At 27.8% G+C, this 23,084-nt stretch carries 24 protein-coding genes and 1 pseudogene; 2 read left to right on the top strand and 23 right to left on the bottom strand.

What is annotated here, in order from left to right; translation table 11 throughout:
• Positions 1–24: 24 nt before the first annotated feature.
• From fliY to flgB, 18 genes are read right to left on the bottom strand one after another with little or no spacing between them, the layout of a single operon-like run.
• A complete protein-coding gene (gene fliY / locus BUA77_RS00215; protein WP_072886396.1) occupies positions 25–1,188 on the bottom strand; it encodes a flagellar motor switch phosphatase FliY in 1,164 nt (387 codons plus the stop codon).
• Positions 1,178–2,179, bottom strand: a complete 1,002-nt coding sequence (fliM, locus tag BUA77_RS00210; RefSeq protein ID WP_072886395.1) for a flagellar motor switch protein FliM — start codon at positions 2,177–2,179, stop codon at positions 1,178–1,180. Before fliM ends, fliY begins: the two co-directional genes overlap by 11 nt.
• Before the next feature lie 15 nt (positions 2,180–2,194).
• Positions 2,195–2,611, bottom strand: a complete 417-nt coding sequence (locus BUA77_RS00205; protein ID WP_072886394.1) for a flagellar basal body-associated FliL family protein — start codon at positions 2,609–2,611, stop codon at positions 2,195–2,197.
• Between the two features lie 3 nt (positions 2,612–2,614).
• Complete coding sequence (locus BUA77_RS00200) at positions 2,615–3,376, bottom strand: flagellar motor protein MotB (protein ID WP_072886393.1); 762 nt, start codon at positions 3,374–3,376, stop codon at positions 2,615–2,617.
• A 1-nt stretch (position 3,377) separates the two neighbouring features.
• Positions 3,378–4,151, bottom strand: a complete 774-nt coding sequence (locus BUA77_RS00195) for a flagellar motor protein (RefSeq protein ID WP_072886392.1) — start codon at positions 4,149–4,151, stop codon at positions 3,378–3,380.
• A 3-nt stretch (positions 4,152–4,154) separates the two neighbouring features.
• A complete protein-coding gene (locus BUA77_RS00190) occupies positions 4,155–4,364 on the bottom strand; it encodes a flagellar FlbD family protein (RefSeq protein WP_072886391.1) in 210 nt (69 codons plus the stop codon).
• A 12-nt stretch (positions 4,365–4,376) separates the two neighbouring features.
• Positions 4,377–5,894 carry a flagellar hook protein FlgE gene (locus BUA77_RS00185; RefSeq protein WP_072886390.1) on the bottom strand — a complete coding sequence of 506 codons (1,518 nt, stop codon included), beginning with the start codon at positions 5,892–5,894 and terminating at the stop codon, positions 4,377–4,379.
• 22 nt (positions 5,895–5,916) lie between these two features.
• Positions 5,917–6,399 (bottom strand): flagellar hook capping FlgD N-terminal domain-containing protein, encoded by a 483-nt coding sequence (locus BUA77_RS00180; protein ID WP_084605344.1) that lies wholly within the window; start codon positions 6,397–6,399, stop codon positions 5,917–5,919.
• A gap of 10 nt (positions 6,400–6,409) precedes the next feature.
• A complete protein-coding gene (locus tag BUA77_RS00175) occupies positions 6,410–7,798 on the bottom strand; it encodes a flagellar hook-length control protein FliK (RefSeq protein ID WP_072886389.1) in 1,389 nt (462 codons plus the stop codon).
• Between the two features lie 12 nt (positions 7,799–7,810).
• The gene (locus BUA77_RS00170; RefSeq protein WP_072886388.1) at positions 7,811–9,076 is read right to left on the bottom strand and encodes a MotE family protein; all 1,266 of its coding nucleotides are present in this window, start codon (positions 9,074–9,076) and stop codon (positions 7,811–7,813) included.
• Positions 9,077–9,085: 9 nt separating this feature from the next.
• Entirely contained in the window at positions 9,086–9,526 is a 441-nt protein-coding gene (gene fliJ / locus BUA77_RS00165) for a flagellar export protein FliJ (RefSeq protein WP_072886387.1), read from the bottom strand.
• 11 nt (positions 9,527–9,537) lie between these two features.
• On the bottom strand, positions 9,538–10,854 hold the full coding sequence (fliI, locus tag BUA77_RS00160; protein ID WP_072886386.1) for a flagellar protein export ATPase FliI: 1,317 nt from the start codon (positions 10,852–10,854) through the stop codon (positions 9,538–9,540).
• Complete coding sequence (locus BUA77_RS00155; protein ID WP_072886385.1) at positions 10,851–11,657, bottom strand: FliH/SctL family protein; 807 nt, start codon at positions 11,655–11,657, stop codon at positions 10,851–10,853. The genes fliI and BUA77_RS00155 overlap by 4 nt, the downstream gene beginning before the upstream one ends.
• Positions 11,650–12,642 carry a flagellar motor switch protein FliG gene (gene fliG, locus BUA77_RS00150; protein ID WP_242939058.1) on the bottom strand — a complete coding sequence of 331 codons (993 nt, stop codon included), beginning with the start codon at positions 12,640–12,642 and terminating at the stop codon, positions 11,650–11,652. The genes BUA77_RS00155 and fliG overlap by 8 nt, the downstream gene beginning before the upstream one ends.
• A 43-nt stretch (positions 12,643–12,685) precedes the next feature.
• Complete coding sequence (gene fliF / locus BUA77_RS00145; protein ID WP_072886383.1) at positions 12,686–14,242, bottom strand: flagellar basal-body MS-ring/collar protein FliF; 1,557 nt, start codon at positions 14,240–14,242, stop codon at positions 12,686–12,688.
• A 31-nt stretch (positions 14,243–14,273) separates the two neighbouring features.
• Positions 14,274–14,573 (bottom strand): flagellar hook-basal body complex protein FliE, encoded by a 300-nt coding sequence (gene fliE / locus BUA77_RS00140; protein ID WP_072886382.1) that lies wholly within the window; start codon positions 14,571–14,573, stop codon positions 14,274–14,276.
• A gap of 14 nt (positions 14,574–14,587) precedes the next feature.
• The gene (flgC, locus tag BUA77_RS00135; RefSeq protein ID WP_072886381.1) at positions 14,588–15,025 is read right to left on the bottom strand and encodes a flagellar basal body rod protein FlgC; all 438 of its coding nucleotides are present in this window, start codon (positions 15,023–15,025) and stop codon (positions 14,588–14,590) included.
• 2 nt (positions 15,026–15,027) lie between these two features.
• Positions 15,028–15,426, bottom strand: a complete 399-nt coding sequence (flgB, locus tag BUA77_RS00130; RefSeq protein ID WP_072886380.1) for a flagellar basal body rod protein FlgB — start codon at positions 15,424–15,426, stop codon at positions 15,028–15,030.
• Positions 15,427–15,765: 339 nt separating this feature from the next.
• On the opposite strand from flgB, the gene BUA77_RS00125 reads away from it, so the two are divergent.
• Positions 15,766–16,926 (top strand): MFS transporter, encoded by a 1,161-nt coding sequence (locus BUA77_RS00125; protein WP_159428921.1) that lies wholly within the window; start codon positions 15,766–15,768, stop codon positions 16,924–16,926.
• A gap of 27 nt (positions 16,927–16,953) precedes the next feature.
• Here BUA77_RS00125 and BUA77_RS00120 read toward each other — a convergent pair whose 3' ends face one another.
• The gene (locus BUA77_RS00120; protein ID WP_072886379.1) at positions 16,954–17,265 is read right to left on the bottom strand and encodes a YerC/YecD family TrpR-related protein; all 312 of its coding nucleotides are present in this window, start codon (positions 17,263–17,265) and stop codon (positions 16,954–16,956) included.
• A gap of 497 nt (positions 17,266–17,762) precedes the next feature.
• Here BUA77_RS00120 and yjeM point away from each other — a divergent pair, with 497 nt between their 5' ends.
• Complete coding sequence (gene yjeM / locus BUA77_RS00115) at positions 17,763–19,283, top strand: glutamate/gamma-aminobutyrate family transporter YjeM (RefSeq protein ID WP_072886378.1); 1,521 nt, start codon at positions 17,763–17,765, stop codon at positions 19,281–19,283.
• A gap of 58 nt (positions 19,284–19,341) precedes the next feature.
• Here yjeM and BUA77_RS14770 read toward each other — a convergent pair.
• From BUA77_RS14770 to lysA, 4 genes and pseudogenes are all read right to left on the bottom strand, one after another.
• Positions 19,342–19,491, bottom strand: a pseudogene (locus BUA77_RS14770) (cupin domain-containing protein); the annotation flags it as partial.
• Positions 19,492–19,659: 168 nt separating this feature from the next.
• Positions 19,660–20,367: a 2,3,4,5-tetrahydropyridine-2,6-dicarboxylate N-acetyltransferase gene (gene dapD / locus BUA77_RS00105; RefSeq protein ID WP_072886377.1), complete on the bottom strand. Its 708-nt coding sequence runs from the start codon at positions 20,365–20,367 to the stop codon at positions 19,660–19,662.
• 118 nt (positions 20,368–20,485) lie between these two features.
• The gene (locus tag BUA77_RS00100) at positions 20,486–21,685 is read right to left on the bottom strand and encodes an aspartate kinase (RefSeq protein ID WP_330389931.1); all 1,200 of its coding nucleotides are present in this window, start codon (positions 21,683–21,685) and stop codon (positions 20,486–20,488) included.
• A gap of 27 nt (positions 21,686–21,712) precedes the next feature.
• The gene (gene lysA, locus BUA77_RS00095; RefSeq protein ID WP_072886375.1) at positions 21,713–23,014 is read right to left on the bottom strand and encodes a diaminopimelate decarboxylase; all 1,302 of its coding nucleotides are present in this window, start codon (positions 23,012–23,014) and stop codon (positions 21,713–21,715) included.
• Positions 23,015–23,084: the final 70 nt, after the last annotated feature.

Genomic DNA, 23,084 nt, shown 5'->3' with positions numbered 1-23,084 from the left:
AATAAATATTATATTTAAATTTTACTAAATATTTCTTAATCTTCTTTCTGGCTTAATAATATCAGTTATTCTTATGCCATAATTTTCATCTATAACTACTACCTCTCCTTTAGCTACCTTTTTGCCATTAACTAATATATCCAATGGCTCTCCTACTAATTTATCCAACTCTATTATTGTTCCAGGAGCAAATTCTAATATATCATCAATGCTTTTTCTAGTTTTTCCAAGCTCAACTGTTACATTCAAAAGTACATCTTTAATTATATCTATATTTTCAGGCATATTAGTTTTATAAGAATCATTTGTTTCAAAGCTTTCAAATTTCACTGGTTGAACATTTACAGAAGACTCTTGTCTTATCTCTTCCTTTTTACTTGAATAACTAGTATTTTGTGCTACATAATCTGTATCTGTAACTTCTTTTTTCACATCAGAAGGTGGCACTAATTCTTTAGAAGGATAATCTTTTGGTTCCTCATATGAATTAGAATTATTTGACTCCCCATATAACATATTATCAACTAAAGTCTTAGCAAAGTCAATAGGCATAAGTTGCATAATATTACTATCAATTAAATCTCCAATAGTCATTTTAAAAGATATTCTAACTATTTTTTCATCTCTTTTTATAAATTTAAGATCATAATCTTCATTTCCTAAATCAACCTTATAAACATTAGGTGGAAGTATATCTATTTTTTTAGAAATCATATCAGAAAGTGCAGTAGCAGATGATCCTATCATTTGATTCATAGCTTCACTTATAGCACTTAAATGTATTTCATCTAATGTATCAGGTAGATGACTCTTACCATCTCCTCCCATCATTAAAGAAGTTATAATTTTAACATCATCCTCTTTTAAAACGAGTAAATTACTTCCTGTTAATCCTTCTTTATATCCTACTTCTACCGCTACAAATGGTAGGGGATATTCATCAGCCATTTCATTAAGTGTAACTAAGTCCACTCTAGGTGTAGTTATATTAACCTTTTGGCCTAATAATGTAAATAAAGTGGTAGCAGATGTTCCCATGCTTATATTTCCAATTTCACCAATTGCATCTTTTTCTATATCATTTAATAATAAATCCGTGTCATTATCTGAATAATCTGAAGAAAAACCTCCCGAATCTCCTTTCAAAAGAGCATCAATTTCTTCTTGTGACAACATATCATTCATCATACTCATCATCACCCTTTTCAAAGACTTTAGTAATCTTTACAGCATATTTATTTTTTTTACTTCCTGGGTTACCTAAAAACTTAACCTTATTTCCAACTTTTATTTCAAGTCCTTCTTTTATATTTTTATTAAGGCCAATTACGTCTCCCACCTGAAGATTTAAAAATTCTTCAACAGTTATATTTGTTTCCGCAAGTATTACAGATAATTGTATATTTGCTCTTTTAAGCCTTTTTTGTAGCATATTTTTTTCTTCATCTGTAATTGTTTTGTTAGTTGTAGTAGAAAACCAAAACTTAGTGCTTAATTTTGGTAAAATAGGTTCTAATACTATGTGAGGTATACATATATTAATAAGTCCTTCTATTTCACCTATTTTTGCTTTTAATGTAACTAAAGCTACAGTTTCATTAGGAGAAACTATTTGTGCAAATTGAGAATTGGTTTCTATTTTATCAAGTTTTGGTAAAAGCTCTATTACATTCTCCCAAGGTTCAATAAAAAGCTTTATTATTTGCCTAATTAATTTATTTAATATTGTAAGTTCTATTTCTGTAAAACTTCTTATTTCCCCTTGATAGTTTCCATTTCCACCTAATATTCTATCAATTATGCAAAAAGCCAATGAAGTAGAAACCTCAAATATTATTTGTCCTGGCAATGGATTAAAATCAACAATAGAAAGCATTGCTGGATTAGATATCGAATTACTAAACTCATAATATGAAAGTTCCTCAACAGATAATACATCTATTTGAATATAACTTCTCAAATATCCTGATAAAAAAGTATTTAATATTCTTGAATAATTTTCATGTATTATGTGAAGAGTGCGTAATTGATCTTTTGCTAATTTTTTAGGACTTTTAAAATCATATTTTTTTATTTTCTTTTCCTTAGTTTCTTCTTTAATTTCTTGAACATCTACTTCTCCAGTATTCAAAGCTTCTAATAAGGCGTCTATTTCACTTTGAGATAATATTTCAGACAATTACGCCACCTGCCTTTACTGAACTATATAATTAGTAAAATATATATTTCTTATAGATTTAACATTTACAGACTTTGATAATTTAGATATTAATTCTCTTTCTATTTTATCCATTCCTTCATTAGTTGTCATTTGTTTAGGATCTTGAGATATTATAACTTTTAACACTGTATCTCTTACTATAACATTTTTCTCTGTTAATTTTTCAACATCCTTTTTGTCAGTAGTTTCAATTACTATATTTCCTTTAAAGTAATGATTTGAATCCCCCATATTAGTAGAGAATTCTCCTGCATCATAATTATATGTCTTTATATCTTTAGCTTCTTTAGATGAGCTTTTAAAAACAGTTAAATATAGAGTTCCTGCAAATATAAATAAGGATAACACAAATCCTATAATAGAAAAAATCATTATTTTTTTTGTATCCATCTACTAATCCTCCAATCTTGTAGGCTCATCCTTGACGAACTGAGTTTTTAATATAAGTATGTCTACTCTTCTATTTTTAGCTTTATTTTGAGGAGAATCATTTGGTGCTACAGGATGATATTCACTATATCCTGAAGCTGAAATACGTTTAGGATCTATATCTGTGCTTTCAACTAAAAATCTAACTACATTGCTAGATCTGGCAACAGATAATTCCCAGTTTGTAGGATATTTACTATTATATCTTATGGGGTCATTATCAGTATGTCCCTCTATTCTTATAAATTTATCTTTAAATTCATTTTTATTCAAAAGAGTAGAAATATACCTTAAAGTTTTTTGAGAATTTGACTTTAAATCTGCCTTTCCAGAGTCAAATAAAATATTATCTTGAAATCTTAGTAAAAGTCCTACACTCTCATTCATAACAGAAACATCTTTATCTAGTCCATTATTATTTAAATAATCTTTTATTTGTTTTTCTAAGTTATTAAAATTTTCTGTTTCTTGTTTTTGATCTATACTTTTATCATTCCTTAATCCTTTATCTATATACTGTTCTTCAACTAATGTTTTTCCTCCATCAAGAAATCCTAACGATCCATTAAAAGATTGTATAATCGCTTGAAATTTTTGAGCATCAACAGATGACATTGAAAAAAGCAAAACAAAAAAACAAAGCAGTAATGTTACCATGTCTCCATAAGTACCCATCCACTCTGGAGCACCTTGTTTGACCTCTTCTTCTTTTTTCTTTCTAGGCATATTATGCTTCTCCTTCCTGCGCTTCTCTTCTCATTGAAGGAGGTAAAAATGCTTTTAGCTTTTCCTCTATTATTCTTGGATTTTCTCCTGCTTGTATAGACAGTAGTCCTTCTACTACTATTTCTTTTTCCAGTGTTTCTTCTCTACTCTTTAACTTTAACTTATTTGCAATTGGTATAAATATTAAATTTGCAAATAACGACCCATAAAATGTTGTAATTAATGCAACCGCCATGGATGGACCTATACTTGATGGATCATCTAGCTTTTGAAGCATGTTAATAAGCCCAATAAGTGTACCAACCATACCAAAAGCCGGACATAAAGATCCCATAGTTTCAAATAATCCTTGACCACCTTTATGTCTTTCTTCTAAAAATGCTAATTCTGTTTCAAGTAATGTTCTAACAAGTTCTGGATCTGTTCCATCTACAACAAGCATTATACCTTTTTTTATAAAATCATCTTCTAAATTACCTGATGATTCTTCAAGAGCCAAAAGCCCTTCTTTTCTAGCTTTATTTGCAAGTTCTATTATATTATCTATCATATCATTTGGATTATTTGGTCTTTGTTTAAATGCTATTTGTGTTAATTTTATTATCTCTTTAACTTTGGGAAGGGGATATGCAACTAAAGTTGCAGCAATTGTTCCCCCTAACACTATCATTAAAGAAGGAAGATCAAAAAACGAACCCAAACTTCCTCCTAGAAGAATACTTACTATGATTAATACAAACCCCAATACTATACCAATGAGTGTTCCTAAATCCAAGTGCTACACCTCTTTTCTGCGTACTACAATGCTTGCATTTATATCTTTTTTAAATTCCTTTATTTTTTTAATTACTGTATCTACATTATCTATTACTACAAATTTATGTCCTGTAGTTAATGTTATTACTGTATCTGGATTTCCTTCTATAGTTTCTATTAATTCACAATTTATTACAAACTCTTCTCCATTAAACCTCTTAACCTTTATCATAGTTTCACCTTATTATCTCTTTAGATTTACAAGTTCTTCAAGCATTTGATCAGTTGTGGTTATAACTCTTGAATTAGCTTGAAAACCTCTTTGAGTTGTAATCATATTTGTAAATTCCTGACCTAAGTCAACGTTAGACATTTCAAGTGAACCTGGATTAAGCCCTGCAAATCCATCTTGACCAGGTTTTCCAATAACTGCATTACCTGAGTTTCTAGTTTCTAAAAACATATTAGATTGAAATCTTTGAAGCCCAGACGGGTTTTTAAAATTAGCTATTGCAACCCTACCCAAAAGCCTTCTTTGTCCATTATCAAACATACCTATTACTTCACCATTTGGTGCTATAGCATATTCACTAAGTGAACCTTGCTTATATCCTTTTATAAAACTCGCATCAGCATTAGATTTATCTGCAAATTGAGTTAAGTTGCTTAAATCCATGTCAAAGACTAATGCATCAGCACCATCAGTTAAATCCTTACCAATATTGAAAGTCATTTTACTATCCCCAACTACTTTTCCGTTTTTATCGAATTTAAGTATAAATGAATTTCCTCCATTATAGTTAAATCCATTAGAAACATCTGTAGTGTCAGGTTTACCATCTGCAGTATATTTATTTGTAGTATTATTTGCTATCATAGCTCCATCTTGATCCATATATATTGCATCTACTTTCCATACACTTTGATCGTTAGTTGAATCAACACCTATTTTAGTAAATAACATTTTTAATTGATGAACATTCCCAAAATCATCAAAAACTTCTATTGTAGTTTCTCTTGCAAGAGACTGACTTAAATCTTCATTTTTTTGTGCATATATTGGTTTTCCAGCAGCTTTTGAAAGTTCTGTATCAAAGCTGTAGATAGCAGCTCCACCATTCGAGTCTCCCACTATAGCTCCCTTTTCATTTTGGATATTACCACTTGCATCAATTTCTCCAAATGATGTAGTATTAGAATCTAAATTACCTTTAAATGTAACTATTTCCTCACCTGGTATAGGTGGATCTGATGGTCTTGTTGCTTGAGGAGGATATACTAAAGATTTATCTATTTTAAGTCCTTCTAAGCTACTTTTAAGTCTTCCTGTTTCATCAGCCATATATCCAAGTACTTTATATCCATCTTGAGTGACCAAACTACCACCTTCATCAAGCATAAAGTTACCTGCTCTTGTATAATATCTATTTAAAAAGTTAATATCATCAGATACCATAAAATATCCATCTCCATTTATCATTAAATCTGTTGGATTATCAGTTCTCTCAACTGCTCCTCTTCTTTGAATGGTATCAATAGATGCCACGTCTGCTCCAAGTCCTATTTGCATAGGATTTGTTCCTCCACGTCCATCTTGAGCTCCACCTGCTCCTTTTACAGTTTGAGCAAATGTTTCTTTAAATGTAACTCTAGAACCTTTAAACCCTACTGTATTGACATTTGCAATGTTATTTCCTATAACATCCATTTTAGTCTGATGTGCTCTCAAACTTGATACAGCAGAATACATTGATCTCATCATAACGAATTACCTCCCCCAAATTTTATGCTAATTCAATTTTACTTTCACTATTTTCATTAGAAGATTCTGTTTCATCAGTATCTTCTAAAAGTTCTTTTTTTAAAGATTTAATTTCATTTATAAGCTCATCTATTTGTTCTTCTAAATTCTTATTGGCAACTACAAAGTTATTGTTTAGCGATACAATTCCTTTAGATACATCTTGAAATGCAGTATTTAAGTTTTGCATTTGCTCCAATGAACTAAACTGAGCCATTTGAGATATAAATTCTTTATCCTCCATAGGATTTAATGGATCTTGATATTTAAGCTGAGTTGTAAGAAGCTTTAAAAAATCATCTTTTCCCATTTGAGTCTTCATACTTTTTGTTAATGCATTTGATTTATCATTTACACTACTTGTATTTTGTGTTGTAGTAGTTGTTTTCTTTTCATCTTTTGGAATTACTTTCCCTGAGCCTGTATAGTTTGTAAAATTATTAGGCAGTACTCCATTTATGCTCATAATCTCCCTCCTAGGCTAATCCATTGAAATTATCATCAATAGATAAATAAGGATTTTCTTTTTCTTCTTCAATAACATCATTTATGTTTATGTTCTTACTATTTTTTTTATTATAAGCCATGGCTTCTAAAATATTTTTGTGTCTACTTAAATCACCTTGACTATCAACAGATACGCTTAAGCTTTGTATATTGAGTCCTTGTTCTAAAAGGTTATTTTTAAGTTCCTCCATGTTATTTTCTATTACTGATTTTACATCATCATTTTCAGCTATAAACTTTGCACTTAAAATACCTCGTTCAAGAACTACCTTTAAAGTTAATTTCCCTAAATGCTCTGGTTCTAACTTTATTTCCATACTAGAATTATCTTTATCAATAATTAATTTACTTTTTTTGGTTATTTGTTCTAATATATCATTAGGATTTATATTACTTACTTGTTTTAAGTTTAAAGAAGAAGATATATTCTTAATACCTTGTGATGATTTTAATACATTAAAATTTTGTAAGTTTATGCTTGACCCATTTTCATTCATTTCGTTCATACCAAAAAACTCTTTTTCTAGCTTTTGCAAATCTTCATCTTCATATTGAGTAAAATCTAAGTTTAAATTTTCTTCTAAGCTAGAATTTTTATTAACCTTTTGTACTTTTGAAAATTCAATTTCTATGTTTTCTTGGTTTATCCTATCTTCTTTTATTTCTATTATATTTTTTTTATGTGTATCTAAATTATTGTCATTATTTATATCATTTTTATTTAAAGAAATATTACCAGCTATTTTTCCATCATTAATTCTTTTAATATCATTTAATATTTTATTTTTTATATCTTCTGGTATAAAATCAGCCTCTTCTAACTTTACAAAAAGTTTTTCAATTTCTTCATTATTTAAATTATTATTAGATATGTCATTATATATTTTTGTTAAAATTTCTTTTACTTTATTAACTTCATTTTGATTGTTAATTCCTTCTAAATCTATATCCTGTAAAAAAACTATTATCGATTCTAATTTTTTTATTAATTCATCTTTGTTATAATCCTCTTTTAATTCTACATCTAATGTTTGTTCTTCTTTTTTCATTCTTTTACTTACTTTTACTTCATCTACAACATCATGTTCTTCAACTTTTGTTTCATTTTCTCCTTGATTATAATCTTTATTTTTTATATTCTCTTGATTTTCAATATTTCTATCTTTTTCATATTCTTTTTTATTACTAATATTTTTATTTTTTTTGTTTTTATTTCTTATTTTATCATTACTATCATTTTTAGAGAATTTATCTATTGCTTTTTTAAAACTATCTGCATTTTGTGTTTTTAAAAACTTTTCCCTCTTTACAGAAAAAGAACTTTGCAAATTAAAATTTATAGGCAACAAGTTATTCAATAATCTCCCCCCTTAATTTTGCTGCTTTGGCAAACCTATTTTTCTGCTTATTTCAGCTCCTTTTTCATCATCTAAGTTTGCTATTACTTGAGATAATAATTTTGGCTTTAACCTTTTTAAAATTTCTATCATAAGTTCTTCTTCACTTATGGTAAAGCTTTTTCCTTCATCAATTTTATATTCCTTAAATTTTGGCTTACTACTAGTCATTTGGTTTACTAAATTTACTATCTCTCTTGGAGTCATTTTTTCGTAAGAGCTTTTTAAAGTATCTAAATCTCTTTTGTACATATCTAAAATTTTTAAAGTATTGTTTATATCACTAAATATATTTGTAAAGTTTTCATTATCTTTATTCAACTGCTCTACATCTTTTATTTGACTTAAAACAGAATTTAGATGCTCTCTATCTTGAAATTCTGAAAGTATCTTAGCTGCTGTTAAGTAGTCCATATTTGCAAATATTATTCCTAAATCCTCTGATGAATACATATCTTTATTTTGTAGTTGCGTTGCAGATTCTTCTTGTTTTTTATTTTTATAAATTGCAGCTAACTTTTCTTTTTCTTTTACATATTCTTCATATTTAATTATTTCTTTTTCTAATTCCTTATTGTATGTTTTAGAAATGTTTTCTTTTATTGTTAATGCTATATTTTCGTCCATATAATAAAATACTTTAGCAGCATATTCAGGTTTAAAGTTTTCCATAATTTTAGCAGCATCTTCAAAATCTAATTTTAAATCAATTATATCTTCTTCTAAATTATTTATCGTACCAACTAAACCTAATTTTAAATAATTATTTGATATATCTTTAATTTCATTTAATTTTTCTTCATTCATAGTATCTATTTCTCTTTGAAGAATATCTTTTTTAAGTTCCTTGTTTCTTATTTCTTCTAATATAGTTTTTGTATTAGACAAATCTATTTTATTCATCTGTAAAACTACATCATCATATAATTTTTTATCTTCTTTCTTTAAAATCATAAGCTTGTCTACAGTTCTATCATTATCTAAAGATAAATAATACTTAGCAAGAACTCTTTTTCTTTCTTCATTTTCCTCTTCAGATGGAATACCTTCAAAAGTAGTTCCTACTATTGGAGCTTTTTTAAGTAAATTATTAGTCATTGTATTTATATCTGAGTTTGTAAAGTAGAGGATAATAAAAGCTATACATAATATTGAAATTATAAATAATATAATTTTAAATTTTTTCTTTTTTGGTTTAACTTCATTTTCCTCTATACTTTCATTTATATTCTCCTTCATATTCTCCTCCTAGTTACTAATGCTATGTTTAAATGTAACTATTTGATCTACAAACTGCTCTTCTTGCTTTTTTAATTTCTCATTGAATTTTTGAATATCCTTTTCTTTAAGTTTTTCAAATGTTTTTTTCTCCTTCATTACTTCTATATATTCTTTTTTCTTTATTTCTAATTCTCTTTCTAATAAATTTAGTTTTTTAGTTATACTTTTTATCTTTAAATCAATAGAATATATAAATTCATTCATAGATTTTATTGTATTTATATTTGTACCTACTGTCATAACATTTTTTATTTCCATATTCTTAGATTCTTTACTTTTACTTAAATACTCTAGTTCCTCTTTTACTTTATTTACATCATTAAGAATATTACTTATTTCCATTTTCTTATTTTCTTCTAATTTATCTTTTATATCTAAAATTTTTTGAAATCTGAATTTATACTTCAAAATATACACCTCTAATCTTCAAATATTTTGAATAGAGTTTGTATAACTTCTTCATACTCAAACTTGTCATGAGTCCACTGTCTTAAAAAAGAGTTAATTTCATCTATTTTTTCTATAGCTAAATCTATTTTAGGATTAGACCCCTTTGCATAAGCTCCTATATTTATTAAATCTTCAGCTTCTCTATAGGTAGCCAAAAGATCTTTTAATTTGTTAGCTGTTTCTACATGCTTTCTATCTGTAATATTTGCCATTACCCTACTTGCACTAGATAATACTTCAATAGCAGGATAGTGATTTTTATTTGCAAGATTTCTTGATAGAACAATATGTCCATCAAGTATACCTCTTACTGCATCGGCTATAGGCTCATTCATGTCGTCTCCATCTACAAGAACTGTGTATAATCCTGTAATAGAGCCTTTATCTGAATTTCCAGCTCTTTCTAAAAGTTTTGGTAATACTGCAAATACAGAAGGTGTATATCCTTTTGTAACAGGAGGTTCTCCTATTGCAAGTCCTACTTCTCTTTGAGCCATAGAAAAACGAGTTAAAGAATCCATCATTAATATAACATTTTTTCCCGCATCTCTGAAATATTCTGCTATTGACGTTGCAAGCAGTGCTCCTTTCATTCTAACTAAGGGTGGTTGGTCTGATGTTGCTATAACTAGAACAGATTTTTTTAATCCTTCTTCCTGAAGATCATTTTCAATAAATTCTCTAACTTCTCTTCCCCTTTCTCCAATTAAAGCAATTACATTTATATCAGCTTTTGTGTTTCTTGCAATCATTCCTAAAAGTGTAGATTTTCCTACCCCTGAACCTGCAAATATTCCTATTCTTTGACCTCTTCCACAAGTTAAAATTCCATCTAATGCTTTTACTCCCAAAGGTAGCGGCTCAACTATTTTATCTCTTTTCAATGGATCTGGAGGTTGATTCATTACTGGATATGATTCTTTAAGATTTAAATCTTCTCCACCATCTATAGGATTTCCTAATCCATCTAAAACTCTTCCTAAGAGCTCTTCTCCAACTTTAACTTCTAAGCCATGGCTACTTGCTACAACTTTGCTTCCTGGTCCTATCCCATCCATTTCTCCAAGTGGCATTAAAAGAACTTTTTCTTCTTTAAATCCAACAACTTCAGCTAATATTGGTGTATCTGATTTTATTGGATATATAAAGCACATTTCACCTAACTTTACAGCAGGTCCTTTTGACTCAATTGTAAGTCCTACTACTTGAGATACCCTTCCTGTATATTGAATTAAGTTCATTTCTCTTAATTTGTGAAAATATCTACCTATGTCTATAGCCTTCATATTTCATCATCACCTTGAATTAGGTTTAAAAACTCTTCCTTTAATATTTCTAGTTGATTTTTAATACTTGGATTTATACTTCCTGAATTAGTATCAATAATTACTTCTCCTTTTCCTAGAGAATTATCTACTTTTATTTCCATATCATCTATATGAGCTGCCATGGCAAGTATTTTACCCTTTGAAAAGTTAACTGTATCAAAATCATTAGAGCTCACTCTAATAATAAGCTTTTCTGTGAAAGTAAACTTGTCTAATCCTTCTTTTAGAACATTTAAAATTAATTCATCATCTTCTTCTAATTTAATCCGAATTATTTTTTCTATAGATTGTATAACTAAATTTATTACATCTTTCTCAAGTCTATTTATTTCAGATTTTTTCCAATTCAAGACAGAATTTTTAACACTTAACGCTTCCTGTATTATAGAATTATACTCTTCTATACTTTTTTTGTATCCATCTTCATATCCTTGTTTATATCCTTCTTCTCTTCTATCATTAAATAATATTTGAGATTCCTCTTGTGCCCTTTTTATTATATTTTCATATTCTGATTTTGCCTTGTTTACTATTTCTTCTTTTTCTCTTTGTGCAATTTCCTTTTCCCTTTGGATTTGATTATTTATTTCTTCTTTTTTTATTAATAACTGCTCAATTTGAGCAGTTATTTTATCAATATCTATATTTTTTTCAATATCTACATTATAAGAATTGCTTTGCTGTGCTCCTTTTGTTGAATCGAATTTTACTACCTTTTGCTCAACAAGTTTAACTTGATTAGATTTTATTACTCTAGACAATCAATTCATCTCCTCCACCTCTTGAGATTACTATTTCTCCTGATTCCTCTAGTTTTCTTATTATATTAACAATTTTTTGCTGAGCTTCCTCAACATCCTTAAGTCTAACAGGCCCCATAAACTCCATATCTTCCTTAATCATTTCAGCTAAACGCTTAGACATATTAGAAAATATAATATCTGCAACCTCTTGCGTTGCTCCTTTAAGAGAAATCGCTAAATCGTTATTATCAATTTCTCTAATGAATCTTTGTATAGATACATTATCAAGAGTGATAATATCTTCAAATACAAACATTCTCTTCTTAATTTCTTCAGCAAGTTCTGGATCTGACATTTCAAGATCTTCCATAATATATTTTTCAGTACCTCTATCCACTGAGTTTAATATATCAACTATAGATTGAACTCCTCCAACAGTTGTATAGTCTTGTGTTACTAAATTAGATAATTTATTTTCAAGAACCAACTCAACTTCTTTTATTACTTCTGGATAAGTTCTATCCATTGTAGCTATTCTTTTTGCAACCTCAGCTTGTTTATCATTAGGAAGACTTGACAATATCTGACCTGATTTTTGAGAGTCTAAATACGATAATATAAGTGCTATTGTTTGAGGATGTTCATTCTGTATAAAGTTTACTATTTGAGCTGCATCAGCTTTTCTGGCAAAATCAAAAGGCTTAACTTGTAGTGATGCTGTAAGTCTATTAATAATTTCAATTGCTTTATCAGTTCCTAAAGCTTTTTCTAATACATCTTTTGCATATCCTATTCCGCCTTCCGAAATTACTTCTTGTGCTAAACAAATTTCATAAAATTCTTGTAAAATTTTATCCTTAACTTCTGGTTCAACTTTTTTCATATTAGCAATTTCTAAAGTAATTTCTTCAATTTCTTCTTCTGATAAATATTGAAACATCTTAGCAGAATACTCTGGACCTAAAGTAATTAAAAGTATAGCTGCTTTTTGCTTTCCTGTCATTTCATTTTTATTTTTAGACCCTTTTGGCAATATAATCACCTCTTTAATTCTCATCTAGCCAACTTTTTAGTAATTGAGATACAATTTCTGGATTTTTATTAACGAGATTTTCGATACTCTTTTTATACCCTGACTCTTTTATATCTAACTCTAACTCTTCTATTTCTTGTTCCATATTATTTATACTCTCAGCTTCTGTTTTAGTTACATTTTGATTTTTCTCTTTTTCTTTTCTATTTCTTATAATAATATAAATGATAAATCCTAATATTGGTATTAAAACAAGTATTATTAATAAAATAATCATCCACATAGGTAAAATAGTTCCTTGATCTTTAGAAGCATCATTAAGCGCATCAGCTATATCAGTATTAAATGATTGAGCATATACTTCAACCCTTTTTGTATCTAGTCCTGTAGCACTTGAAACTAAATTAGATATTTCTTTTTTCTTATCATCACTAAGCTCTTTTCCTTCTAATACCTCACTGTTTAATATTACAGCAACTGTAATATCTTGTATCTGCCCTTTTGATCTTTCAACTTTTCTTACTATCTCATTCATTTCATAATTTACTATCTTATTAGATTTATCATAAGCAGACTGAGTATTTTCCTCTTGCTGATACTGAGTAATCTCTTCTGTATTACTATCAGTTCCTGGAACTCCTCCATTTTGATTATCTCTTACAGATTCATTAGATTGTTGTAAACTTCTTATTATTCCATTTTCTTCTCCTTCTATTGGAGGCTCATATTCTTTACTTTCCATAATATCAGTATCAAAATTAAGTTTAACACTTGCCATTACAGAAACATTTCCATAACCATAAACCGGAGATAAAAGCTTTATTAAATTTTCTTCAATATCTTCTTTTACCTTATTTTGAAGTTCTAATTGATTTGAAGATGCAAAGGTTTCATTTTTATCTTTTGAATTTAATACTCTTCCAGTAGAGTCATGTATGGTTACATTTTCTGAATTAAGTCCTTCTACAGAATTTGAAACTAAAGTTGCAATTCCATCTATACTCTGCTTATCTAAAACAGCTCCTTCTTTTAATTCTATAAATACAGATGCCTTTGAGTCTTGTTTATTCTCATCAAGTATAAAACTTGAGGTTTTGGGAATGCTAAGATTAACTAAAGCCTTTTTTACAGATGGAATTTCTTCTATAACTGAAGCTATTTGATTTTGAAGAGCATAGTTAAAAGCTCTTTCTTTTTCATCTTCACTCATGAACATAGTGTTTTTATTTAATAAATCTTCGTAAGAAAATTTAGCTGCAGGAATACCTTTTGTTGATAAATCCATTTTTATTTTATTTATATTTTCTTTTCTAACAAGAATAATTCCTTCATCTTTTATCTTATAATCTACTTTTAACTCGTCTAAATTTTTTGCAATTTGAGCTGACTCTTTTAAATCTAAATCTTTATATAAAACTACATATTCTGGCCTAGTAATATATAAAATAGATCCTGTTGTTATTGAAACTATTAAAAAAGCCCCTACAGCCATACTAATTTTTTGTTTTTTATTGTATTTAGAAAAAAAGTTATTTGTAAAATCTTTTAGTTTAGAAAAAATATCACCCATTTATACACCTCATTTCAAACTAGGTATATTACTATATTTGTATTCTCATTATTTCTTTATAAGCATCCATAATTTTATTTTTAACCTGTATAAAGGCTTGAATTGATATATCCGCCTTTTGACTTGCAATCATTACATCATGAATATTTTCAACTTCACCACTCATAAATTTTAAATTCATATCATTAGCTTGCTTTTCCATATCACTTACAAAATATATATTTTCTTTTAAAAAATCTTTGAAGCTAATACTTTTTTCTTTTTGATTATTATTTTGTTTTTCAATACTACCGATAGTTAGATTGTGATTTCTTATATCATTTATATTCATAATGTTCTACTCCTTTATTTTCCTATTTCTAAAGCCTTCATCATCATACTTTTACTAGCATTTAAAGCAGTAACATTTGCTTCATACGAACGGGTTGCAGATATCATATTTACCATTTCAGTAACTATATTAACATTAGGCATTAATACATATCCATCCTTATCTGCATCTGGATGACCTGGATCATATACTCTTTTAAATGCACTATTATCCTCCTTTATAGATTCAACTTCCACTCCTTGAGCAATGTTTTTATTTAAGGAGTTATTCAGATGTTCTTTAAATGAACTATTTTCAGCAGTCTTAAATGTAACTACTTGTCTTCTGTAAGGTGTCCCATTAGCTGTTCTAGTTGTATTAGCATTTGCTATATTCTTAGAAATAATATCCATTCTAAGTCTTTCAGCAGTTAATCCTGAAGAACTTATATTAATAGAATTAAACATTGACATAATTATCTGCTCCCTTCACTTATTGCATTCTTAATTCTCCTAAATAAACCTGATATTTGTTGGCTGATTACACTATATTTAATATAGTTTTTTGTTAGTTGTGCCATTTCCACATCAATGTCTACATTATTTCCATCAAGTCTTGATTTAGTGTTTTGGCTAGTTATAATTTTAGGTTTTATACTGTCACTATTCATTTTAATATGTTTTTGATTTGTAGTACATAACTCTACAGATTTATTGTTTTGTAAAGATTTTTTTAAAATTTCGTCAAATTGTACATCTTTTCTTTTATAGTTTGGAGTATTTGCATTTGATATATTATTTGTTATAACTTCATGTTTAAGGGAATAAGCATTAAGCCCTTTACTAAGCAATTCTATATTGTTAGTTATTTTCATAATTTCTACCTCACATTCCGACAATATTCTACCTATATTTTATCACACTTAAAATATTCTAACAATTCTACTTTATATTTTGTAAACAAAATTTAAACTCTTTTTTCAATTATTATATTTATATAATACATACACGTTCTTATATAAGCATTATATTTATATCACTTATACATTTTACATAATCAGCCAATTAATAGCAATATTCTACGTGTAAAATAATTCTATTTTACTAATTATAAATATAAATTTCAGTTCATTATAATTAAATATAGACTTTATAAAATAATTATGATAGTCTATTGTTGCTTTAAATTAACATTTAGAAAGGATTTATTTTATATGTTAAAAGAACTAAAACATAAAAGTAGCATTTTATTTATATTTGTAAATATGATGGTTATTGGATTTGCAGAAAGTATGAGAGGATTATTTGTCCCTCAATTCAAGCAAGCTTTCAGTATTACAGATTCTTTAATTGGGTTTATGTTTTCTCTAGCTATATTAGGTTATATAATTTCTACATATTTAGGAGGAATACTTTGCTCTAAATTTGGTCAAAAAAAAGTAATTATTTTATCTATAGGTTTAATAACCATATCTTATTTAATTAATTCTATTTCTTATAACTTTGCTACGTTACTATTTGCTGTATTTTTAACAAATATAGGAACAGGACTTCATGGTATATCAGTAAACTCTATTTCACCTATTTTATTTATAACATACCAAGCTGTACTTATAAATTTAACACATTTTTTCTATGGTTTTGGAGTAACTATAAGTCAACGTTTTTCAGGTATAATGATATCAAAAGGCTTTACATTTAAACAAATATACTTGTGGAACACTATATTGTTTTTAGTATTTTTTATTTATTCATTTTTTATAAAGTTTCCTATAACTAAAACCGAAAAAACAAAGTTAAGTATTTCTCAAACTTTTAAAAACAAACTAGTAATATTTTTCATATTAGCTCTAGGCTTCTATGTTTTTTCTGAAGTAGGTTTTACAAATTGGTTTATTAATTTTGCTCAAACATCTTATAATTTTACGATAAATGAAGCTTCTTATTATTCATCTTTGTTTTTTTTAGTTTTTACAATAGGAAGATTGACTGGTGGATTTATAGTAGAAAAACTTGGAGTAAAAAAATCAATAGTACTTTATTTAATTGTATCATTATTATTTTTTAGTAGCGGATATTTACTAAAATATAAGTTTACAATATTAATTTCCTTATCTGGATTTTTCTTCTCCATAGTATTTCCTACAACTATAACCATAATAGGAAAGACTTTTAATGAAAATACATCATATATTATGGGAACTATACTTGCTTTTGTTTCAGGAGTAAATATGATATTAAATAGTCTAATGGGTGCTTTAAGTAAAACACTATCACCTTATACTGCTTTTTCTTTAATTCCAATTTCTCTATCTCTATCTCTTTCTTTTTACATTTTAATATTTAAAAGTATCAAAAAAGAGACCTTAAAGTAAAAATAAGGTCTTTATTTAAATTTAATATTATTTGCTACTTTCTTTTTTATATCCCATTCTATCTAATATTAACTTATAGCCATCAGCCCCATAGTTTAAACATCTACTAATTCTACTTATAGTAGCAGTACTAGCTCCTGTTTTTTCTTCTATTTCACTATATGTTTTATTCTCTATTAGCAATATAGCAACTTGAAGTCTTTGTGCTATTGACTTTATTTCTTTTATAGTGCAAATATCTTCAAAAAATCTATAACATTCTTCTATATTTTCAAGTTTTAATATAGCTTTAAACAATTCATCAACTTGATCATCTTTAAGTTTCGAATTATAAGACACAAAATTACCTCCTTAGATAACTATATATTCTCATTTATTTGCAACATTTTTCTAGATGCTTTAAATTTATTTTAATATTTATATTAACTTTTGCCAATACTATGTAATGTAATAAATTATTATTTTAGCAAAATTTTATCATTATTTTATTCTACTTATCACTAAACATATACATGTAAAATAAGTTTCGTAAACCATTTTGAAATCACTATACAAAAATATGAACAATCCTTCCTTTTTATAATTTTTATTGCGTTTCAATTATATCCCCTTATATAGCTATAAAGAATCCTATTTTTATATAATAATGAAAGAATATAAATTTATATATCACAATTAACATTATTCTGATTTTATAAAAGAATGTGAAAATTATTAATTTTTGTAGAGTTATTGCCTTTCTTGTATATTCATATATAATTATATTATGATTTTTTTTTATATAATTATATTTATATAGTCTAAAAAACAAATTAATTTTAACAAGGAGGCATAGTATGTCATCAAATTTAAAAAGTAACAAAAAATTAACTTTAGTATCATTAGTATTAATGATTTTCACTTCAGTATTTGGATTTGCAAATATGCCTAGATCATTCTACTTAATGGGTTATGGTGCAATTCCTTGGTACATTTTATCTGCAATAACATTCTTCATACCATTTGCATTTATGATGGCAGAGTATGGTGCTGCATTTAAAAGTGAAAAGGGTGGTATTTATTCTTGGATGTCAAAATCTGTAGGTCCTAAATATGCTTTTATTGGAACATTTATGTGGTATGCTTCATATATAATATGGATGGTTAACGTTGGATCTGCAATATGGGTTGTTTTCTCAACGGCTATATTCGGTACAGATACAACTTCAACATGGTCATTATTTGGATTAAGCTCAACACAAACGTTAGGTATATTAGGAGTTTGTTGGATAGCATTTGTAACAATAGTATCAACTAAAGGTTTAGATAAAATACAAAAAATAACTTCTGTAGGTGGTACTGCAGTTGCATTATTAAACGTAGTATTAATAGTAGGATCAATAGCTATATTAATAGGAAATGGTGGAGAATTAGCTCAACCTATAATTGGTTCTCAATCATTTATACAATCTCCTAATCCATCGTTCCAAAATCCTGTAGCAATATTAGGATTCTTAGTTTTTGCTATATTTGCTTATGGTGGAACAGAAGTTGCTGGTGGTTTGGTTGACCAAACTGAAAATGCAGAAGTAACTTTCCCTAAAGGTATAACTATATCAGCAATAGTAATATCTGTAGGATATGCAATTGGTATATTCTTATGTGGTGTGTTCGTAAATTGGAATGAAGTATTATCTACAGACAACGTACACATGGGTAACGTTGCATATATAATGATGAACAACATGGGATTTGAATTAGGACAAGCATTTGGATTAAGTGAATCTATATCAATATCATTAGGTAACTGGATAGCTAGATATGTTGGTATATCAATGTTACTTGCATTAACTGGTGCATTTTTCACATTAACATATGCTCCATTAAAACAAATAATAACAGGTACTCCAAAAGAGTTATGGCCAGGTAAAATGGGTGAATTAAACGAAGATGGAATGCCTGTAAACGCTATGAAAATCCAAGCTATAACTGTTATAGCTATGATACTAATGGTATCATTCGGTGGAGACGCTGCTGCTGCATTCTTTTCTAAGTTAGTATTAATGACTAATGTTGCAATGACACTTCCATATATGTTTATAGCAGGTGCATTCGCTCCATTTAAGAAGAAAGAAGAAATTGAAAAACCATTCGTAGTATTCAAGAGTTATAAGAGTGGATTAATAGCTACTATAGTAGTTGTATTTACTGTTGGATTTGCTAACTTCTTCACAATAATAGATCCAGCAATGAATGGAGATATATCATCTACTCTCTGGAGTATAGGTGGTCCTGTATTCTTCTCAGGAGTTGCTTTAGTAATGTATAGCAACTACGAAAAGAAAATTAATGAACAAAAAGAAGAAAAATCTGCTTAGTATAACAAGTTTTCGCTCGTGACTAAAACAGTAGGATATATATATCCTACTGTTTTTTTTATAGAACAATTTTACTTTTTATAAACAATACTCTAACATTTTTTTCAGTTTCATTTCTAAATTTATGCTTTCTGTGAGAAAGTATTCTAACTGTATCACCTTCTTTTAAAAGAAACTCTTCTTCAAAAACTAAGTATACTTCTCCTTCTACTACAAATCTATTTCTTCATCTTCATGTTCTGTAAACTCCTTGCCAGTTTCACTATTAGCATTCAAATTCATTAAAAGCATATTTTAAAACCATCTAAAACAAATTGTAGTACAAAATAAAATAAGCAGGTATGTTGTTCAATGACTTCATACCTGCTATACCTTATTATCCTCTTAAATCTTCCATTAATTTTGTTTTTTCTTTTGTTTTATCATCTTTCATTTTAACTATTTTAGCAGGAGACCCAGCTACAACTGCATTTTCTGGAACATCTTTAGTTACAATAGCACCCGCTGCGACAATAGCTCCTTTACCTATTTTAACTCCTTCGAGTATTACTGCATTAGCTCCAATAACTACATCGTCTTCTATAATAACCGGAGTAGCTGAAGGAGGTTCAAGCACTCCTGCAACAACAGCTCCAGCTCCAAGATGAACATTCTTACCTATAGTTCCTCTTGCACCTATAACTGCATTCATATCTATCATTGAACCTTCTCCAATTTCCGCTCCTATATTTATAACTGCCCCCATCATTATAACTGCATTTTTCCCAATTGAAACCATATCTCTTATAATTGCACCTGGTTCAATTCTAGCATCTTTATGTAAGTAATTGTACATAGGTATAGCTGAGTTTCTTCTATCAAACTCTATATGATAATCAATAATATTATCTTTATTTTCTTCTAGTATATTATTTATAATGCTATATTCTCCAATAAGTATATATGAATTTTCACATCCAAATATTTTTACATTTTCGTATTCTTCACTATTCAATTTTCCTTTTAAGTACACTTTAACAGGTGTTTTTTTAGTTGAGTTTTTTATAAATTTTGCTATTTCATATGGATCTGTTAGTTTCATCATTTGTAAAATACCTCCTATGTTTTTTTGCATAAACTTAATACATCTTTCATATTATAATACCCATTTTCCTTAATTTCAATAAATTTGACTACTTTTAATTAAATTTATAATTTATTTTTTATAAATCAAATTCCTTTGCTATTGAAATTATAGCCTTTTGTTTATCCATGACATTTATTGCATAAGATATACTTATCTCAGAAGTTGTCACCTGCTTAAATTCAATACCATTTTCTGAAAATATTTTAAAAACTCTAGCTGCAACTCCTGATTGATTCATCATACCTATACCAACAACAGATAATTTTGTTATATTTGACTCTTTAGATATTTCTATATCTTTCATTTCATTTTTAAGTTCTTCTATTATATCATCAACAGCATACATATCTTCTTTAGATGTAGTAAAAGAAACATTAACATATCCATCATGTGGAGCAGTTTGACTTATCATATCTACATTAATATTATTTTCAGATAGTTTTTCAAATATTAAAGCTATATTTTTGCAACTATATAAAACATTATTTATAGTAATCATTAAAACATCATCACTAGTTGTTAATCCTGTTATCACTTTTTGTTCCATATTTTCATCATACTCCTTTATATAAGTTCCTTTTATATTTCCTCTATTTAACGCAACATAAATAGGTATATTATATTTACAACCTATCTCAACTGCTCTTGTTTCCATAACTCCAGCACCTAAACTTGATAATTCCATCATTTCTTCGTAACTTATATAATCCAATTTTTTTGCCTCAGTATAGACTCTAGGATCAACAGTATAAATTCCCTCTACATCTGTATATATTTCACAATTACATCCAAGTTTTGCAGCTATAGCAACTGCAGTAGTATCAGATCCACCTCTTCCTAATGTTGTAATATCACCATTTTTATTTATCCCCTGAAAACCAGCTACAACTACTATTTTTCCATCATTCAAATGCTTTTTTATTATTTCAATATCAATATCTGATATTCGATTTTTAGTATGAAATCCTTCAGTCTTTATTCCTGCTTGAAAGCCTGTTAAAGATATTGAATCATATCCATATTCTTTAAGTATCATTGATAACAATGCAACAGATACTTGTTCTCCAGTAGACATAAGCATGTCTAATTCTCTCTTACATGGATTGTCAGAAATTTTTTTAGCCATTTGTATAAGCTTATCAGTAGCTTTACCCATGGCAGAAACTACAACTACTACATCATTACCCTTTTCTTTTTCCTTTAATACATTTTTTACTACACCCTTCATTCTTTCTATACTTCCTACAGAAGTTCCTCCATATTTTTGAACTATCATTGGCAACTTAATCTCCCCCTTATTTTATTAAAACAATATATCATTTTTAATAATATCTTCATAAGTTTCTCTTCTAACAGCAAGCCTTGCTTCTCCATCTCTAACAAATACTACTGCTGGTCTTGGAATTCTATTATAGTTACTAGACATACTGTAATTATATGCCCCAGTACTAAATACTGCTAATATGTCATTTTTCTCAACTTTTGGTAATTGAATATCTTTTATTATAATATCTCCAGATTCACAACACTTTCCTGCAACAGTATATATTTGACTATTTTCTAAGTTTATTTTATTAGCAACAACAGCTTCATATTTTGCACCATATAATGCTGTTCTTGGATTGTCAGTCATACCTCCATCAACAAATATATAATGCTTACCTCCATAGGTATTTTTAGTTCCACCTATTTCATAAAGAGTTATTCCCGCATTAGCAATTATAGCTCTTCCTGGTTCTATCATTATCTTTGGAGTCTTTATATTCATATTACTTGTTGTTTCTTTTATTAATAAAATCATTTTTTTAAGACAAGTCTTTAAATCTATTGTATTATCTTCTTCTGTGTAACGTACCCCAAATCCTCCACCTATATTTAATTCTTCAGTAATAAAATTACATTTCCTTTCAATTTTACTTACAAACTCAAGCATTACTAAAATACTTGAATAAAATGATTTTTCCTCAAATATTTGTGACCCTATATGGCAATGAAAGCCTTTTAAATTTAATCTATTGCTTCTTTGAAACCTATCTATTATCCAGAAAATATCCCTACTATATATTGATTCACCAAACTTTGAATCATTTTTAGAAGTTTGAATATACTCATGAGTATAAGCATCTATACCTGGATTTACTCTTAATAAAACATTCACTTCTTCACCTAATTCTTCACATAAATACTCTACTAATTCTAACTCCTGTCTATTATCTACAACTATCCTTCCTACACCCGACTCAATAGCTAATATTAATTCATCTTGTGTTTTATTATTTCCATGCATATAAATTCTATTAGAAGGGAAATTTGCCTTTAAAGCTGTATATAACTCTCCTCCAGATACAACATCTAAAGACAATCCCTCCTCTTCTATAATCTTACACATAGCTAAATTTAAAAAAGCTTTAGATGCATATATTACTTCAGTGTCAATATCTTCAATTTTAAAACTATCTTTAAATAATTTACAATTATATCTAACTAATTCTTCGTCTACTACATACAAAGGAGTTCCAAATTCTTTTGCCAATTCCACAGTGTCACAATTTCCTATTTCTAAATTTCCTAGATTGTTTATATTCATAGTTTCAAATAGTCTCATATTTAATCCCCTCTCCCGCTTATATAATTAATTTTTAATAAAAAACAGTCATGAGCAAAAGGTACTCATG

It is taken from the genome of Tepidibacter formicigenes DSM 15518 (genome assembly GCF_900142235.1).
Classification (GTDB): domain Bacteria; phylum Bacillota; class Clostridia; order Peptostreptococcales; family Peptostreptococcaceae; genus Tepidibacter; species Tepidibacter formicigenes.
The sequence above is the reverse complement of the archived record's forward strand: the minus strand, read 5'-3'. Positions and strand labels throughout refer to the sequence as shown.